19 protein-coding genes are annotated in these 15,904 nt (G+C 65.1%); 12 read left to right on the top strand and 7 right to left on the bottom strand.

The window, feature by feature from the left end; genetic code table 11:
• Positions 1-37: 37 nt before the first annotated feature.
• The 6 genes from NX773_RS04240 to NX773_RS04265 form a co-directional block, all read right to left on the bottom strand.
• On the bottom strand, positions 38-1,204 hold the full coding sequence (locus NX773_RS04240; RefSeq protein ID WP_258855108.1) for an ABC transporter permease: 1,167 nt from the start codon (positions 1,202-1,204) through the stop codon (positions 38-40).
• The gene (locus tag NX773_RS04245; protein ID WP_258855109.1) at positions 1,201-2,358 is read right to left on the bottom strand and encodes an ABC transporter permease; all 1,158 of its coding nucleotides are present in this window, start codon (positions 2,356-2,358) and stop codon (positions 1,201-1,203) included. The genes NX773_RS04240 and NX773_RS04245 overlap by 4 nt, the downstream gene beginning before the upstream one ends.
• Before the next feature lie 3 nt (positions 2,359-2,361).
• On the bottom strand, positions 2,362-3,051 hold the full coding sequence (locus NX773_RS04250) for an ABC transporter ATP-binding protein (protein ID WP_258855110.1): 690 nt from the start codon (positions 3,049-3,051) through the stop codon (positions 2,362-2,364).
• Positions 3,051-4,262, bottom strand: a complete 1,212-nt coding sequence (locus tag NX773_RS04255) for an efflux RND transporter periplasmic adaptor subunit (RefSeq protein ID WP_258855111.1) — start codon at positions 4,260-4,262, stop codon at positions 3,051-3,053. The genes NX773_RS04250 and NX773_RS04255 overlap by 1 nt, the downstream gene beginning before the upstream one ends.
• 128 nt (positions 4,263-4,390) lie before the next feature.
• Entirely contained in the window at positions 4,391-4,837 is a 447-nt protein-coding gene (locus tag NX773_RS04260; RefSeq protein WP_258855112.1) for a CBS domain-containing protein, read from the bottom strand.
• Positions 4,838-4,929: 92 nt separating this feature from the next.
• Positions 4,930-5,874 (bottom strand): DUF4351 domain-containing protein, encoded by a 945-nt coding sequence (locus NX773_RS04265; protein ID WP_258855113.1) that lies wholly within the window; start codon positions 5,872-5,874, stop codon positions 4,930-4,932.
• Between the two features lie 90 nt (positions 5,875-5,964).
• Here NX773_RS04265 and NX773_RS04270 point away from each other — a divergent pair, with 90 nt between their 5' ends.
• The 12 genes from NX773_RS04270 (at position 5,965) to NX773_RS04325 (ending at position 15,284) form a co-directional block, all read left to right on the top strand.
• Positions 5,965-6,735, top strand: coding sequence for a uracil-DNA glycosylase family protein (locus NX773_RS04270; RefSeq protein WP_258855114.1), 771 nt, complete (start codon positions 5,965-5,967; stop codon positions 6,733-6,735).
• 182 nt (positions 6,736-6,917) lie between these two features.
• Positions 6,918-7,400 (top strand): Fe-S cluster assembly transcriptional regulator IscR, encoded by a 483-nt coding sequence (iscR, locus tag NX773_RS04275; RefSeq protein WP_258820808.1) that lies wholly within the window; start codon positions 6,918-6,920, stop codon positions 7,398-7,400.
• A gap of 19 nt (positions 7,401-7,419) precedes the next feature.
• Positions 7,420-8,679 carry an IscS subfamily cysteine desulfurase gene (locus tag NX773_RS04280; protein WP_258855115.1) on the top strand — a complete coding sequence of 420 codons (1,260 nt, stop codon included), beginning with the start codon at positions 7,420-7,422 and terminating at the stop codon, positions 8,677-8,679.
• Positions 8,680-8,713: 34 nt separating this feature from the next.
• Positions 8,714-9,100 (top strand): Fe-S cluster assembly scaffold IscU, encoded by a 387-nt coding sequence (gene iscU / locus NX773_RS04285; RefSeq protein WP_258855116.1) that lies wholly within the window; start codon positions 8,714-8,716, stop codon positions 9,098-9,100.
• A 15-nt stretch (positions 9,101-9,115) separates the two neighbouring features.
• Entirely contained in the window at positions 9,116-9,439 is a 324-nt protein-coding gene (gene iscA, locus NX773_RS04290) for an iron-sulfur cluster assembly protein IscA (RefSeq protein ID WP_258820805.1), read from the top strand.
• Between the two features lie 6 nt (positions 9,440-9,445).
• Positions 9,446-9,961: a Fe-S protein assembly co-chaperone HscB gene (gene hscB, locus NX773_RS04295; protein ID WP_258855117.1), complete on the top strand. Its 516-nt coding sequence runs from the start codon at positions 9,446-9,448 to the stop codon at positions 9,959-9,961.
• A 127-nt stretch (positions 9,962-10,088) separates the two neighbouring features.
• Positions 10,089-11,978 carry a Fe-S protein assembly chaperone HscA gene (hscA, locus tag NX773_RS04300; protein WP_258855118.1) on the top strand — a complete coding sequence of 630 codons (1,890 nt, stop codon included), beginning with the start codon at positions 10,089-10,091 and terminating at the stop codon, positions 11,976-11,978.
• Between the two features lie 116 nt (positions 11,979-12,094).
• Positions 12,095-12,436 (top strand): ISC system 2Fe-2S type ferredoxin, encoded by a 342-nt coding sequence (gene fdx, locus NX773_RS04305; RefSeq protein WP_258855119.1) that lies wholly within the window; start codon positions 12,095-12,097, stop codon positions 12,434-12,436.
• Positions 12,437-12,446: 10 nt separating this feature from the next.
• Positions 12,447-12,641 carry a Fe-S cluster assembly protein IscX gene (iscX, locus tag NX773_RS04310; protein WP_258855120.1) on the top strand — a complete coding sequence of 65 codons (195 nt, stop codon included), beginning with the start codon at positions 12,447-12,449 and terminating at the stop codon, positions 12,639-12,641.
• Positions 12,628-13,530: a class I SAM-dependent methyltransferase gene (locus NX773_RS04315; RefSeq protein ID WP_258855121.1), complete on the top strand. Its 903-nt coding sequence runs from the start codon at positions 12,628-12,630 to the stop codon at positions 13,528-13,530. The genes iscX and NX773_RS04315 overlap by 14 nt, the downstream gene beginning before the upstream one ends.
• Positions 13,531-13,536: 6 nt before the next feature.
• Entirely contained in the window at positions 13,537-14,568 is a 1,032-nt protein-coding gene (gene ltaE, locus NX773_RS04320) for a low-specificity L-threonine aldolase (protein ID WP_258855122.1), read from the top strand.
• Positions 14,568-15,284, top strand: coding sequence for an RNA pseudouridine synthase (locus NX773_RS04325; protein WP_258855842.1), 717 nt, complete (start codon positions 14,568-14,570; stop codon positions 15,282-15,284). The genes ltaE and NX773_RS04325 overlap by 1 nt, the downstream gene beginning before the upstream one ends.
• 141 nt (positions 15,285-15,425) lie before the next feature.
• On the opposite strand, the gene NX773_RS04330 is transcribed toward NX773_RS04325, so the two are convergent.
• A complete protein-coding gene (locus NX773_RS04330) occupies positions 15,426-15,902 on the bottom strand; it encodes a protein-export chaperone SecB (protein ID WP_258855123.1) in 477 nt (158 codons plus the stop codon).
• Between the last annotated feature and the right edge of the window lie 2 nt (positions 15,903-15,904).

A 15,904-nucleotide genomic window follows, 5' to 3' on the forward strand; every position in this document is an offset into this window, starting at 1 on the left:
GTGGGCAGCAAGCTGCCCCCTACGATGTGCAAGCGTCTCACGCAGCCCGCAGGGCATCGACGATCTCCATGCGCGATGCGCGCAGCGCCGGCAGGAAGCCGCCGACGAAGCCCATCGCCAGCGCAAACAGCAGCGACTCGGCCGCGATCGCCGGCGTCAGGCGAAAGCCGAACGCCAGCTCCGAGAACGACTGGAAGTTCGTGGTCGAGAACGACACCAGCTGCATGGCCGACGCGCACGCCAGCCCGGCCACGCCGCCGACCAGGCCCAGCATCAGCGCCTCGACCAAAAACGCGGCCAGGATGCTGCGCCGCTGGAAGCCCAGCGCGCGCAAGGTGCCGATCTCGGCCACACGGTTGGCCACCGATGCGTACATCGTCACCGTCGCCCCGATCACCGCGCCAATCGAGAACACCACCGACAATGTCATGCCGAGGATGTTGATGAAGGTGGACAGTGCCTTTGTCTGGTCCGAGTAGTAGGCCTGCTCGCGCTTGGCCTCCAGCGTCAGGCGCGGGTCGGTTTCGATGTCCTTCTTGAAGCGCTCGAACTGCGCGCTGTCGGCCAGCCGGAGCACGATGGACGAGTAGCTCGGCCGCCGGAACGCCTGCATCAGCTGGTCGGCGTCACCCCAGATCTCGGAGTCGAAGCCGCTGCCGCCCGCATCGAACAGCCCGACCACGGTCCACTCGCGCTGGCCGAAGCGCATGCGCTCGCCAAGGCCCGCGCCATTGAAGCGCCGCGCCACGCCGGCGCCGGCCACGATTTCGGAAGAGCCGGCGCGGAACATGCGCCCGGCCACCAGCCGTATCTGCGGGCGCAGTTCGAGCGCGTTTGGGCCTACGCCGCGGATCAGCACGTTGGAACGCTGGCTGGATTCGCGCTTGTCCAGCGAGATCAGCACCACCGTCTCGCGCGAGGCCAGCGGCAGCCCCTCGCCCGTGAGCGCCACCGCCGGGTGGCTGATCGCCGCATCGGCCTGGGCGCGCGGCACCGAGCTTTGCACTTCGGTCTCGGACGAGCTACGGATCAGCACCACGTTGTCGTATTCGCCGGTGGTCACCATGGTGTCGTGCAGGCCTTCGTTCAGCATCAGCACGGCCGCGAACACGAACACCACCAGTGCGAGCCCGGCGGCGGTGAGCACGGTGGTCAGCCGGCGCGACCACAGGTTGCGTGCGACATAGCCCGGCGGGATCTTCATGCCACGCTCCGCAGGCCATCGACGATGTTCACGCGGATCGCGCGCACGGCCGGCGCAATTGCGGCGACCACGCCGACCGCGATGGCGGCCGCGGCCTGCATCAGCACCGTGAGCGGCGCGACCTCGAACACCGGGAACAGCGTGCCCATGCGCGCAGCGAACGCGACCGCCGCGGGGTAGAGCAAGGCGATGCCGAGCAGGCCGCCCGCGCCCGACAGCAGCAGCGACTCGCCGACGATGAGCGAGCCCACGAAGAGCGGCCCGAAGCCGAGCGCCTTGAGCGTGGCGTACTCCGACAGGCGCTCGCGTGCGCTCATTGCCATCGTGTTGGCCATCACGGCCATGATGATGAGGATGACGACATAGGACACCAGTCGTATGGCGACCACGATCGCGTCGGACATCGACACGAACGAGAGCTGGAACGCCTTCTCGGTTTCGGTCAGTGTTTCGGCCAGCGAGTTCTTGAAGGTGGCATCGATCGCCGCGCTCACCTCCGGCGCCTGGTCGGCTCGCGCGATCTGCACCACGTACACACCCACCTGGTTGGCGCGGCGCGGCGTGGTCTTGAGCAGCGTCTCGTTCAGGTAATCCCAATGAAAGAACATCTGTGTGGTCACCGTGCTCGGCGTGCGCCCGTCGTAGATGCCGCGCACCACAAAGTCCCACTGGCCGGGAAAGATGGTGCCGCGCAGCGGGATCACGTCGCCGATCCTGAAGTGATACTGGTCGGCCAGCTTGCGCCCGATGATGGCGCCCTTGCGGTCGCGCAGGAAGGCCTTGTGCTGCTCCGGCGGCAGCACGAAGTCGGTGTAGATCTCGAGGTAGCTTTCGCCGGACACGGCCAGCTGCGGGAAGAAGTTCTTGGGGGCCTGGTACACGCCGCCGAACCAGTTGGCCCAGGCTACGCGCTCGACACCGTCGATGGCGCGGATCTTGGCAGCGTACGACAGCGGCAGCGGGAATACCAGCGAGACCGCGTTGCGCGTGATGAGCGTGGTGTTCGATGCCGCGTTCGCGCCCGCGTACCAGGCCTTGACGACGGTCTGCAGAAAGCCGAAGGCGAGGGTGGCAATGACGATCCCCACCACGGTGAGCGCGCTCCTGAGCTTGTGGCGCAGTGCGTTGCGCAGGATAAGCTTGAGCCTTTGCATGGCCTACGCGCCCTGCGGCGCCGCCAGCAGCTCGCCTTTTTCCAGGTGGATGACGGTGCGGGCCTGCTGGGCCGCGTGGGCGTCGTGGGTGACCATGATGATGGTCTTGCCCAGTTCGCGGTTCAGGCGCTGCATCAGGTCCAGCACCTCGCTGGCCGAGGCGCGATCCAGGTCGCCGGTGGGCTCGTCGGCGGCGATCAGCACCGGGTCGGTGACAATGGCGCGCGCAATCGCCACGCGCTGCTGCTGGCCGCCGGACAGTTCGCCCGGCAGGTGGTCCATGCGGTCGGCCAGGCCGACCATCTGCAGCGTCATTTCGGCCCGCTCGCGCCGCTCGCGCCGCGACAGGTTCGTCAGCAGCAGCGGCAGTTCGACGTTTTCGAACGCGCTCAGTACCGGCATCAGGTTATAGAACTGGAAGATGAAGCCGATGTGCGCGGCGCGCCAGTCGGCCAGCTCCGGCTCGGACAGCGCGGTGATGTCCAGGCCGGCCACGCGCAAGATGCCGCGGTCCGGCTTGTCGATCCCCGCGATCAGGTTGAGCAGCGTGCTCTTGCCCGAGCCCGATGGCCCCATCAGCGCGGTGAAATCGCCGGCGGCGACCGACAGCGTGATATCGGTCAGCACCGGCACCACCTGGCGGCCGCGCCGGTACGATTTGGCCAGGTGCTCGATTTCGACCAGTGCTGCCATCACTTCTTCGCCTGTTCGACCGGCATCCCGTCGGCCAGCCGTTCCGGCGGATTCAACACCACTTTCTGGCCCGGCGCCAGTCCATCGACCACCATCAGGTCGCCCAGCTTGCGTCCGGCCGCCACCGCCCGTTCGTGCGCCTTGCCGCCGACGAGTACGAACACCACTGCCCGCCCGCCACGCTGGACGATGGCGGCCGGCGGCACGGCAGGCAGCGGCTGCTTTTCGCTGGGCCGCAGCGCGCGCGACAGGAAGGCCACGCGCGCGCTCATGTCCGGCAGCACGCGCGGGTCCAGGTGTACGAAGCGCAGCTTGACCAGCAGCGTGGCCTTGCTGCGGTCCACGGTCGGCACCATGCGCGACACCACGCCGTCCAGCCGCAGGCCGGGATAGGCGTCGAGCTGGATCTCGGCCGGCTGGCCTGGCGCGATCTTCGCCAGGTTCGATTCGGAGACATCCGCCTCGACCTCGAGCGTGTCCATGTCGGCCATGGTGACCACCGCGCCCTTGGCCTCCGCGGCCGAGGAAAACGGCGTGATGTTGTCGCCCACGTTCGCGTTCTTGGTCAGGATCACGCCGTCGAAGGGCGCGCGGATCAGGGTCTGGTCCAGCGCCACCTGGGCCGCGCGCGCGTTGGCCTCTGCCGCGACCACCGCCGCCTGGGTGGCCTCGACGTTGGCGCGCGCCTTGTCGTAGCGGCCCTGCACGGCATCGAGCGTGGCCGGGGCAATGAAGTTCTTGGCGCGCAGCTCGGCGTTGCGGCGCAATGCGTTGGCCGCCTCGACCTGCTCGGCCTTTGCTTGCGCAAGGTTGCCGCGCGCGACTTCGACGTTCGCCCTGGCCTGGCCGAGCGCGGCGGCGACGTCGCGGTTTTCCAGCCGCGCGATGAGCTGGCCTTCCTTGACGCGGCTGCCTTCCAGCACGCCCAGCCATTCCAGCCGTCCGGTCGCCTTCGATGAGATGGCCGCCTTGCGTTGCGGCGCGACGTAGCCGGTGGCGTTAAGCACGGTAAGCGCCTGGGCCGGGTAGGCCAGGGTCACGTTGACGGTTTCTACCGCCGGCGGCGCCGTCCAGATGCGCAGCGCGGCGAGGGCGCCGAGCAGCACCACCGCAGCAAGCAGCCACAGCCATCCCGGCAGTTTGCGCCGCCGCCGGGCGCCAGGCTGGGTGCCACGGTCGATCGACAGTTTGGAGAGATCCGGAGTGTCCACTTCGACAGCTCGTTCATACGGTCTTGCAAAGCTGGTGGACAGCCGGGCGGTAATGAAATTCCACGCGGGCGCGGCTTTTTACCTGCTTTCTGAGGCAGGCCAATGGCTCGCCCGCGCTCGCGGACTGGTTAGTGATGCGTTTGGGTGCGGTCAGGCGTGGACGGGCTGGAAATCTCGTCGAGCGCGTGGTCGATGCCGGCCGAATGCTTGGTCGCCATGTCGCCAAGCGAGACGATGCCGATCATGCGGTGCGACTGTTCGTCCAGCACCGGCACGCGGCGGATCTGCACGTCACCCATCTGGCCAAGCACCTCGTCCACGGTCTGGTTGCTGGTGCAGGTGCGCACGTCGGTGCTCATCACGTCGGCTACGCGGGTCGATTGCGGCGCCTGGCCGGCCGCGGTCGAGCGCACGGTGATGTCGCGGTCGGTGATCATGCCGACCAGCTTGTCGCCATCGCAGACGGGAATCGCGCCCACGTTCAGCTCGTCCATCATCTGCGCAGCGCGCTGCACGTTGTCCTGCGGCGAAATGGTACGTACGTCGCGGGTCATCACATCCTGGATCGTTTGCATGGTGGTCTCCTTCTCGATTGGTTGGCGTGCCTCGTGGGGCAGGGCGCCATCATGCACCGGATCGAGAAAGGCGGACGCATGGTTGGAGGCAGCTAGCAGCGGTTGAAGACATGGTCCAATGTTGGCGCGTCGAGCAGGGTCTCTCCCCAGTGCTCCAGGTCTGCCGGACCGGCTTGCTTCAGCCTGTCCCGGATTGGTTGTGGAAGTTGCCCAAAACGCTTTTCTAGCTGGCGGGACAAGAGTTCGCTGAGTGCTTCCTTTCGGCCTTCTTCCCGGCCTTCTTCCCGGCCGCGCTCAAGGCCGCGCCGTTCAAAAGAATTCATGTAAGGCATGCCGCGCTCCTTCTCGAGACTGTTAATGTCATCCATGAGCTGCGTCTCGAACTCAGGTGGGAGGTACATCATCCAGTCGATGACGCTGAACAGGTCAATGATCCTTTGCTTGTCCCACTTCCGCTCGTAAAGCAGCCGAGCAAGACGGAACTTGGCGTCTCGCCGTTGGACATGCTGGCCTCGTGTTTGTTGCGTGAGCAGATGAGCAGCGGTGACGAGCGCAAAAACGTTCTCGTCGCCCAAAAGTTGCTCAAGTCGAGGCGCAAATGCGCTGAGCTTGGCGGCAGGGAACCGAATTCCCATCGCACAACCGAGAACGGAATAGCTGAAGCCGTCGGGCGTCCATGTCGCCGAGCCGTCGGCGAGGACCACGAGGCTGGCGACAGGCCGGCGGTAACGGTCGTAGATACGGTAGTTGTAAACAAAAATGCGTTCGGCAAAGCTCTTGTCGTAGTTCCCCTGCACGTCCACATGTACCAGCACCCACTCGTCGGCACCGTCCAGCAGGGCCACCCGCACCAGCTTGTCCACGCGTCGCTTGCCTATTTCGGCGTCGTGGACAACCTGTGCCAGTTCCTGCTCCAGAAAGACATGCGGGAGCGCCCAATCGATCGCGCGGTACGCGGCGGGAAAATAGAAGGCGATAAATTCAGGAAAGTATCGCGTCAGCGCATCCTTCCATGGGGTGTCGTAATCGTCGCTCATCCTTGTTAGGCCCGCCGAGCGCGGCGCGGTCACCTGTCAGCCGCTGATCCAGCACAGTACAATCCGATTTTCTCCCAACCGCCTGCACCGATGCCCGCCAGCGCCATTCCCCAGCCGATCATGTCCGCCCTTGACCTCGCCGACGCCTCCTGGCGAGCGCACCTGATCAGGGGCCTCGAAGCCATGGCACAGGCAACCCCGGCCTACCTGCCGACGCTGGCAAGCAACAACTACCTGCCAACACGCAACCGCCTGTTCGCCGCGTTCGCGCTGCCGCTGGAGAAGGTCCGTTACGTGCTCGTTGGCGAGGGCCCATACCCGCGCGAGGAAAGCGCCACTGGCGTCTGCTTCATGGACGGCGCCGTTGGCGAACTGTGGTGCGAAAACGGCCTGTCCAAGGCGGTCAACCGCGCGACCTCGCTGCGCAACTTCATGAAGATGCTGCTGGTGGCCGACGGCCAGCTCCAGCCCGGCGATTGCAGCGGCCAGGCCCTGGCGCCGGTCGCCGCAGCGGCGCGCACCAATGGCAGCATCCGGACGCTGGCCGAACTGCAGTCCAACCTGACCAGCCACGGCTTCCTGCTGTTGAACGCGGCGCTGGTATTCCGGCCCCACGTCGCGCCGGCAGTCGAAGCCCGCGCCTGGCAGCCTTTCCTGCAAACGGTGCTGGCGGCGCTGGCCGACCGCCCCGCACCGCCGACGCTCGTGTTGTGGGGAAAGATCGCCGAGCAATTGAAGAAGCGGCCCGAGACCGCGCGCTTTGCCCAGGTCTGCGCCGAACACCCTTACAACCTGTCGTTCATCCAGCACGACGGCATGCAAAAGCTGTTCGGCCCGATGCACTTGTTGCGCGCCGGGTAAGGAAGAAGAGACGGGAGGGCGGTGTCGCTGCGCCGCAGCAGGAATCGCAGGCCGCCAAGACAAAGCCGGCCAAATGCGCTATACTTGACTAAATAATTCAACTAATCGGGTTTTTATCAGCCTGCAAGGCGAACCTGGACTAGTTAAAGAAACGCAACATTCTAACATCAACCGGGGTTGTGATGCGTCTGACCACCAAAGGCCGTTTTGCTGTTACCGCGATGATCGATCTTGCCCTGCGCCAGGGCAAGGGCCCTGTCACGCTGTCGGGCATCAGCCAGCGCCAGGCTATTTCGCTGTCTTACCTGGAGCAGCTGTTCGGCAAGCTGCGCCGCCATGAAATCGTCGAATCGATCCGCGGCCCGGGTGGCGGCTACAGCCTGGCCCGCCCGGCGGAAAAGGTCACCGTGGCCGACATCATCATCGCGGTGGACGAGCCGATCGATGCCACCCAGTGCGGCGGCAAGGAAAATTGCCATGGCGCCGATGCCGCCACCGGCACCCGCTGCATGACCCACGAGCTGTGGGCCACGCTGAACGAAAAGATGGTCGATTACCTGGATTCGGTCACGCTGCAGGACCTGGTTGACCAGCAAAAGCAGAAAGAACAACAGAACGTCGTGGTGGTGCACCGCAACAGCCACGCCGCCGTCGGACAAGATTGAAGCAGATTGGAGTGAACTGATGAACGCGCCCCTGGACACGCAACAACTGGAAAAAAGCTTCGCCACCGCACCGCATTTTCCGATCTATATGGACTACTCGGCGACCACGCCGGTGGATCCGCGCGTGGCGGACAAGATGATCCCCTACCTGCGCGAGCAGTTCGGCAACCCGGCCTCGCGCAGCCACGCCTACGGCTGGAGCGCCGAGGCGGCGGTGGAAGAGGCGCGCGCCCAGGTGGCCGCGCTGGTCGGCGCCGACCCGCGCGAGATCATCTGGACCTCGGGCGCCACCGAGTCGAATAACCTCGCCCTGAAAGGCGCGGCCAATTTCTACAAAACCAAGGGCAAGCACATCATCACGGTCAAGACCGAGCATAAGTCGGTGCTCGACACGGTGCGCGAGCTGGAGCGCCAGGGCTTCGAGGCGACCTACCTCGAGCCGCAGGATAACGGCCTGATCTCGCTCGAGCAGCTGGAAGCGGCAATGCGCCCGGACACCATCCTGGTCTCGATCATGCTGGTCAATAACGAGATCGGCGTGGTGCAGCCGATCGCCGAGATTGGCGAACTGTGCCGCAAGAAGGGCATCATCTACCACTGCGACGCCGCACAGGCGACCGGCAAGGTCCACATCAACCTCGAGAACCTGAAGGTTGACCTGATGACCTTCACTGCGCACAAGACCTACGGCCCGAAGGGCGTGGGCGCGCTGTACGTGCGCCGCAAGCCGCGCGTGCGCCTGGAAGCGCAGATGCACGGCGGCGGCCACGAGCGCGGCCTGCGTTCGGGCACGCTGCCGACCCACCAGATCGTGGGCATGGGCGAAGCCTTCCGCCTGGCCAGGGAAGAGATGGACGGGGAACTGGGCCGCATCAAGGCGCTGCGCGACCGCCTGGCCAAGGGCCTGATGGAGATCGAAGAGGTCTATATCAACGGCGACATGGAGCACCGCGTCCCGCACAACCTGAACGTGTCGTTCAACTTCGTCGAGGGCGAATCCCTGATCATGGCGGTCAAGGACATCGCGGTGTCGTCGGGCTCGGCCTGCACCTCGGCCAGCCTGGAGCCGTCGTACGTGCTGCGCGCCCTGGGCCGCAGCGACGAGCTGGCGCACAGCTCGATCCGCTTCACCATCGGCCGCTTTACGACCGAGTCGGACATCGACTTCGCCGTCAATCTGCTGAAGGAAAAGGTCGGCAAGCTGCGCGAGCTGTCGCCGCTGTGGGAAATGTACAAGGACGGAATCGACCTGAACTCGATCCAGTGGGCTGCGCACTAATCACGCATCAGAATTCAAAATCAGGAGCACTGAAATGGCATATTCGGACAAAGTGTTGGACCACTACGAAAACCCGCGCAATGTCGGCTCGTTCGACAAGGGCGATGAAGCGATCGGCACCGGCATGGTCGGCGCACCGGCCTGCGGCGACGTGATGAAGCTGCAGATCAAGGTCAACGAGCAAGGCCTGATCGAGGACGCGAAATTCAAGACCTACGGCTGCGGCTCTGCGATCGCATCGAGCTCGCTCGTGACCGAATGGGTCAAGGGCAAGACGCTCGACCAGGCGCTGGAAATCAAGAACACCCAGATTGCCGAAGAGCTGGCCCTGCCGCCGGTGAAGATCCACTGCTCGATCCTGGCCGAAGACGCGATCAAGGCCGCCGTGGCGGACTACAAGACCAAGCACCCGGGCGCGTAAGCCCAGGAGGAAAAGATGGCAGTCACCCTGACCGAAAAGGCAGCGAAGCACATCACGCGCTACATCGAGCGCCGCGGCAAGGGCGTGGGCCTGCGTTTCGGCGTGCGCACCACCGGCTGTTCGGGCCTGGCATACAAGCTCGAATACGTGGACGAGGCCGCGCCCGAAGACGTGGTGTTCGAATCGCACGGCGTGAAGGTCTTTGTCGATCCCAAGAGCCTGGCGTACATCGATGGCACCGAACTCGATTTCGCGCGCGAAGGGCTGAACGAGGGCTTCCGTTTCAATAACCCGAACGTGAAGGACTCCTGCGGCTGCGGCGAGAGCTTCCGTATCTAAGGCTCCATGCAGAACCACTTCGAGCTGTTCAACCTGCCGGCGCGCTTTGACCTTGACCTGCCGGCCCTGGACGCCGCCTACCGCGACGTGCAGGGCCGTGTGCATCCCGACCGCTTCGTCAACGCCAGCGACACCGAACGGCGCGTGGCGATGCAGTGGGCCACGCGCGCCAACGAGGCCTACCAGACGCTGAAGAACCCGCTCAAGCGGGCGCGCTACCTGGTCGAGCTGAACGGCATCGACCTGCAGACGGAATCGAACACGGCCATGCCGATGGACTTCCTGATGCAGCAGATGGAGTGGCGCGAGGCGCTGGGCGATGCGCGTGCCGCCAAGGACGCCGGGGCGCTGGACGAACTGGACGCGCAGCTCAAGCGCGAACGCAAGGAGCGACTGGCGAAAATCGGGCACGCGCTGGACGCTGGCCAATACGAACAGGCGGCGCAGGACGTGCGCGCGCTCATGTTCCTCGATAAATTCGGCGACGAGGTGCACTACGCGTTCGAAGCCTTGGAAACGTAGGGTGGGCGGGTCTCCCGCCCACGCGTTCAACCGGCTCCCGCTCTGCCGCGGAACGTGCAATCCACCGTCGACCGCGTGGGCGGGAAACCCGCCCACCCTACAAGAACAAAACAGGTAACACCACATCATGGCACTCTTGCAAATCTCCGAACCCGGCATGTCGACCGCGCCTCACCAGCATCGGCTGGCGATAGGTATCGACCTGGGCACCACCAACTCGCTGGTCGCCACGGTCCGCAGCGGTAGCCCTGAAGTGCTCAGCGACGAGGACGGGCGGCCGCTGCTGCCGTCGATCGTGCGTTACCTGCCCAACGGCCACGCCAACATCGGCTACAAGGCGCAGGCCCACCGCACCACCGATCCGAAGAACACCATCGTCTCGGTCAAGCGCTTCATGGGCCGCGGCCTGAAGGACATCGCGCACGCCGAAAACCTGCCGTACGATTTTGTCGATGCTCCCGGTATGGTGCAGATCAGGACCGTCGCGGGCGTGAAAAGCCCGGTGGAAGTGTCGGCCCAGATCCTGGCCACGCTGCGCCAGCGCGCCGAGGATTCGCTTGGCGACGAACTGGTCGGTGCCGTGATCACCGTGCCCGCATACTTCGACGACGCGCAGCGCCAGGCCACCAAGGATGCGGCCCAGCTCGCGGGCCTGAACGTGCTGCGCCTGCTGTCCGAGCCCACCGCGGCGGCGATCGCCTACGGCCTGGACCACGGCAAGGAAGGCGTCTATGCCGTGTACGACCTGGGCGGCGGCACATTCGACATCTCGATCCTCAAGCTCACCAAGGGCGTGTTCGAAGTCATGTCCACCGGCGGCGACTCGGCGCTGGGCGGCGACGACTTCGACCAGCGCCTGTTCTGCCACATCCGCGACGAAGCGAAGCTGGCGCCGTTGTCGAACGAGGACACCGCCACGCTCATGGTCAAGGCGCGCCAGGCCAAGGAGCTCCTGTCCACCAACGCCGAAACGACCGTCGAGGCGATTCTGAAATCGGGCGAGATCGTGCAGGTGACCGTCACCGCCGAGACCTTCGCCGAGATCACCCGGCCGCTGGTGGCCAAGACCATCAACGCGATCCGCAAGGCGATGCGCGACGCGAACGTGTCGGTCGAGGACGTGGACGGCGTGGTCATGGTCGGCGGCGCCACACGCATGCCGCACGTGCGCCGCGCGGTGGGCGAGTTCTTCCACACCATCCCGCACGCGAACATCGACCCGGACAAGGTGGTGGCCCTGGGCGCGGCGATCCAGGCCAACCTGTTGGCAGGGAACCGCGCGCCCGGCGACGACTGGTTGCTGCTGGACGTGATCCCGCTGTCGCTCGGTATCGAGACGATGGGCGGCCTGGTCGAGAAGATCATTCCACGCAATTCGACGATCCCGTGCGCGCGTGCGCAGGAATTCACCACTTTCAAGGACGGCCAGACCGCGCTGGCGGTGCACGTGGTGCAGGGCGAGCGCGAGCTGGTGTCCGATTGCCGCTCGCTGGCGCGCTTCGAGCTGCGCGGCATTCCGCCGATGGCCGCCGGCGCCGCGCGTATCCGCGTGACCTACCAGGTCGATGCCGATGGTCTGCTGTCCGTGTCCGCGCGCGAGACGCGCTCGGGCGTGGAAGCGTCGATCACCGTCAAGCCCTCGTATGGCCTGTCCGACGACGAGGTGGCGCGCATGCTGCAGGACTCGTACAGCTCGGCCCAGGTCGATATGCAATTGCGCGCCCTGCGCGAAGAGCAGGTCGAGGCCGAGCGCATCTTGCTGGCGACTCAGTCGGCGCTGGACAACGACGGCGACCTGCTGGCGCTGGACGAGCGCACGGCGCTCGACGGCCTGATGCTGACGGTGCGCGAGACGCTGGCCAAATCGAACGACGAATCGACTGAGGCCGGGGCGCGCCAGAACGCGCTGCATGATGCGGTGCAGGCGCTCTCGCGCGGGACCGAGGATTTCGCCGCCCGCCGCATGGACAAGAGCGTGCGCAGCGCGCTGGCCGGGAAGTCGCTGGATCAGGTATAACACCACCAACCCGTCATCCCGGCGCAGGCCGGGACCCATGCTGAGCCAGCCGTTCACGCGGCGTATGGGTACCGGCCTTCGCCGGTACGACGTCGATAACCAAAGAGGTAACCGAAGTGCCACAACTCGTATTCCTGCCCCATCCGGTGTTCTGCCCCGAGGGCGCGGTCGTGGAAGCGCCGACCGGCAAATCCATCTGCGACGTGATGCTCGAGAACGACATCGAAATCGAGCACGCCTGCGATCGCGTCTGTGCGTGCACCACCTGCCATGTGCTGGTGCGCGAGGGCTATGAGTCACTCAATGAGCCGGAAGAGAAGGAAGAAGACATGCTCGACAAGGCCTGGGGCCTGGAGCCGGTCTCGCGCCTGTCGTGCCAGTCCATCGTGGGCACCGAGGACCTCGTCATCGAGATCCCCAAGTACACCATCAACCACGCGGCCGAAAAGAACCATTGAGGGGTGCGCCATGAAGTGGACCGACATCTCCGCGATTGCCGAGGCGCTGTACGACAAGTATCCCGACGTGGATCCGACGGCAGTGCGTTTCGTGGATCTGCACAACTGGGTGATTGCCCTCGAAGGCTTCGACGACGACCACGCGCGCGGCGGGGAAAAGATTTTGGAAGCGATACAGCAGGCATGGATCGATGAAGCGAGCTGACAAGACGAACAAGGCGCCGGCCGTGCCGGAACTGCCGCCCGAGGTGCGACCCGGCCAGTCGATCGAGCTGCTCAAGGAGCTGCACATCCTCACCCGCGACGGCAAATTGAACCAGGACAGCCGCCGCAAGCTCAAGCAGGTCTATCACCTGTACCAGTTCATCGAGCCGCTGCTGCAGGACGTGCTCGCACAGCACCCGGGCGTGTCGCTGGTGGACCATGGCGCCGGCAAGTCCTACCTCGGCTTCATCCTGTACGACCTGTTCTTCAAGAACCTGAACGACGGCTCGCACATCTACGGCATCGAAACGCGCGAAGAGCTGGTGCAGAAATCGACCGAGCTCGCGCAGCGGCTGGGCTTTGACGGCATGTCGTTCCTGCCGCTGTCGGTGGCCGAGTCCACGAAGTCGGACCTGCTGCCGCCGACGGTGGACGTGGTCACCGCGCTCCACGCCTGCAACACCGCGACCGACGACGCGATCGACTTTGCGCTCAAGAAGAAAGCGAAGTACATCGTGCTGGTGCCGTGCTGCCAGGCCGAAGTGGCCTCGGTCCTGCGCAAGAACAAAGGCGGCCAGCTGGGACGCAACGTGCTCACCGAGTTGTGGCGCCACCCGATCCACACGCGCGAATTCGGCAGCCAGGTCACCAACGTGCTGCGCTGCCTGCAACTGGAGGCGCACGGCTACCAGGTCAACGTGACCGAACTGGTGGGCTGGGAGCACTCGATGAAGAACGAGCTGATCGTCGCCACCTACAAGAACCTGCCGCGCCGCCGTCCTGCCGAGCGGCTCCAGGAAGTGCTGTCCACGCTGGGCCTGGAAGAGATGGGCCAGCGCTTCTACACCGGGCAAGCGGAGCAGCTTGATCCCGCCACCTCCACGGAATGAAGAAAAATGAGCAATAGCGACAACTGGATCGACCTTCGCAGCGACACCGTCACCCAGCCGTCGGACACGATGCGCGCCGTGATGGCCGCCGCTCCCGTTGGCGACGACGTGTACGCCGACGACCCCACCGTCAACCGCCTGCAGGACTACGCGGCCGACCTGTTCGGCTTCGAGGCAGGCTTGTTCGCGCCGTCCGGCACGCAGACCAACCTGATCGCGCTGATGAGCCATTGCGGTCGCGGCGACGAATACCTGGTCGGGCAGGAAGCGCACACCTACAAATACGAAGGCGGCGGCGCTGCGGTGCTGGGCAGCATTCAGCCGCAGCCGATCGCCAACCAGCCGGACGGCTCGATCGCGCTGGCGGACATCGAAGGCTACATCAAGGCCGACGACATCCACTTCGCGCGCACCCGCCTGCTGGCGCTGGAAAACACCATCGGCGGGCGCGTGCTGCCGCAGGAGTACGTGAAGGCGGCCACCGCGCTCGCGCACGCCAGGGGCCTGAACACTCACCTGGACGGCGCCCGCATCTGCAACGCGGCGGTCAAGCAGGGCATCAGCCTGCGCCAGGCCGTGGCCGGTTTCGACAGCGTGTCGGTGTGCTTGTCCAAGGGCCTGGGCGCGCCGGTCGGCTCGGTGCTGCTGGGTTCCAAAGCGCTGATCGAGCAGGGGAAGCGCTGGCGCAAGATGCTGGGCGGCGGCATGCGCCAGGCCGGCATCATCGCTGCAGCGGGCCTGTACGCGCTGGAGCACAATGTGCAGCGCCTGGCCGAGGACCACGACAACGCGGCCCGGCTGTCGCGCGGCCTGGCCGACATCGACGGCCTCACGGTCACCGCGCCGCAGACCAACATCTTCTACGTGGACATGCCGGCCGCCGCGTGCGAGCCGCTGCGCGCCTTCCTGGCCGGCCAGCGCATCCGCGCGTCGGTCGGGCCGCACACCCGCCTGGTGACGCACCTGGACGTGAATGCGGACGATGTCGAGCGCACCATCGCCGCGTTCAAGGCCTTCTTCAAGGACTGGCGCGCGTGATGGCCGACGAGGGCGTGCGCCTGGCCAAGCGCATCGCGGCACAGGTGCCGTGTTCGCGCGCCGAGGCCGAGCGCTACATCGCGGGCGGCTGGGTGAGCGTGGATGGCACGGTGGTCGAAGATCCGGCCACGCGCGTCACCGACGCTCAAACGGTCGCGCTGCTGCAAGGCGCCACGGCCGTCGAACTGGCGCCGGTGACGATCCTGCTGCACAAGCCTGCCGGTTTCGCGTCCGGCGGCGACGGTCGTCCGGCGACCGATTGCCTGACGCCAGAGAACCTTGAAGGGCGCGAGCGCTTCCTGAAGCGGCACCTGGCAAAGCTCACGCTGGCGGTGCCGCTGGAGACCAGTGCCAGCGGCCTGGTGGTCTACACCCAGAACTACCATGTGGCGCGCAAGCTCGTGGACGAGGCTGACCGCTTCGAACAGGAGTACGTGGCCGACGTGACCGGCAAGATGCCCGAAGGCGGCCTGGCGCTGCTCAATCGTGGCCTGACGTTCGAAGGCAAGGCCACTGGTCCGCTCAAGGCGAGCTGGCAGAGCGAGAACCGGCTGCGGTTTGCAGGGAAGGGCATCCGGCCGGGGCAGGTCGAGCACATGTGCCGGGCGGTGGGGCTTGAGGTGGTGGCGCTCAAGCGCCTGCGCATCGGCCGCGTGCCGCTGGCCGGGCTGCCCGAGAGGCATTGGCGCTACCTGAACAAGCTCCAAAGATTTTGAGGCCGACCCGTCGGACGAGCGAACCGGCCCTTAGTATCGTTCGGTCGCGGCAATAACTCGCCACGGATCAAGGTTTCTATATGAACACCTCGGGTGCGTCTGAGCCTTGCAGTAATCAAAGTATTCCGCCACCCGCCGTACTCATGTTGATTCCGTAGCTGGCTTTGCTTGGTTTCTTGCCTCTGGAACCATTCCGTAAAAATTAGCGGAAGGGAGCAGCATTGGGCCATACTTTTGTCTCGCCGTTGCAGAGAGAAGAACTTCTCGCGCTGCGCCGAATAACATGCTTGCTCCATTACAAACCACGAGACTACGCCTTTCCTCAAGAGTACCTTTATGTTCGATCGAGAATACTCCTTCGATTGCCACATCAAAGTCGTAAGGAAAGTCGGAATCATCAGGAGGCGCGCACGATATGTGAAGAGTCACAGCGAATTGATGCGGATCATCGTCATCGCCAGGCTCACCGAGAGAAACCGATGTGTTAATGTCCAGTCCCTCCGTCGAGGGATAAGGATTCGTTGACGACGTCATCTCGTCGTTATCTATATTTTCCCGAGCCGTGATTGAGAGGCGCGTGAAGTGATAATGTTCCAGTTGAAGAGGGGACAGTTTCATAC

This window comes from Massilia solisilvae (genome assembly GCF_024753215.1).
GTDB classification, from domain to species: domain Bacteria; phylum Pseudomonadota; class Gammaproteobacteria; order Burkholderiales; family Burkholderiaceae_D; genus Telluria; species Telluria solisilvae.

Bases quoted from the DNA above. Each gene is read 5' to 3' on its own strand.
- NX773_RS04240 (WP_258855108.1), bottom strand. From the start codon at position 1,204: ATGAAGATCCCGCCGGGCTATGTCGCACGCAACCTGTGGTCGCGCCGG.
- NX773_RS04245 (WP_258855109.1), bottom strand. From the start codon at position 2,358: ATGCAAAGGCTCAAGCTTATCCTGCGCAACGCACTGCGCCACAAGCTC.
- NX773_RS04250 (WP_258855110.1), bottom strand. From the start codon at position 3,051: ATGGCAGCACTGGTCGAAATCGAGCACCTGGCCAAATCGTACCGGCGC.
- NX773_RS04260 (WP_258855112.1), bottom strand. From the start codon at position 4,837: ATGCAAACGATCCAGGATGTGATGACCCGCGACGTACGTACCATTTCG.
- NX773_RS04265 (WP_258855113.1), bottom strand. From the start codon at position 5,874: ATGAGCGACGATTACGACACCCCATGGAAGGATGCGCTGACGCGATAC.
- NX773_RS04270 (WP_258855114.1), top strand. From the start codon at position 5,965: ATGCCCGCCAGCGCCATTCCCCAGCCGATCATGTCCGCCCTTGACCTC.
- iscR (WP_258820808.1), top strand. From the start codon at position 6,918: ATGCGTCTGACCACCAAAGGCCGTTTTGCTGTTACCGCGATGATCGAT.
- NX773_RS04280 (WP_258855115.1), top strand. From the start codon at position 7,420: ATGAACGCGCCCCTGGACACGCAACAACTGGAAAAAAGCTTCGCCACC.
- iscU (WP_258855116.1), top strand. From the start codon at position 8,714: ATGGCATATTCGGACAAAGTGTTGGACCACTACGAAAACCCGCGCAAT.
- iscA (WP_258820805.1), top strand. From the start codon at position 9,116: ATGGCAGTCACCCTGACCGAAAAGGCAGCGAAGCACATCACGCGCTAC.
- hscB (WP_258855117.1), top strand. From the start codon at position 9,446: ATGCAGAACCACTTCGAGCTGTTCAACCTGCCGGCGCGCTTTGACCTT.
- hscA (WP_258855118.1), top strand. From the start codon at position 10,089: ATGGCACTCTTGCAAATCTCCGAACCCGGCATGTCGACCGCGCCTCAC.
- iscX (WP_258855120.1), top strand. From the start codon at position 12,447: ATGAAGTGGACCGACATCTCCGCGATTGCCGAGGCGCTGTACGACAAG.
- NX773_RS04315 (WP_258855121.1), top strand. From the start codon at position 12,628: ATGAAGCGAGCTGACAAGACGAACAAGGCGCCGGCCGTGCCGGAACTG.
- ltaE (WP_258855122.1), top strand. From the start codon at position 13,537: ATGAGCAATAGCGACAACTGGATCGACCTTCGCAGCGACACCGTCACC.
- NX773_RS04325 (WP_258855842.1), top strand. From the start codon at position 14,568: ATGGCCGACGAGGGCGTGCGCCTGGCCAAGCGCATCGCGGCACAGGTG.
- NX773_RS04330 (WP_258855123.1), bottom strand. From the start codon at position 15,902: ATGAAACTGTCCCCTCTTCAACTGGAACATTATCACTTCACGCGCCTC.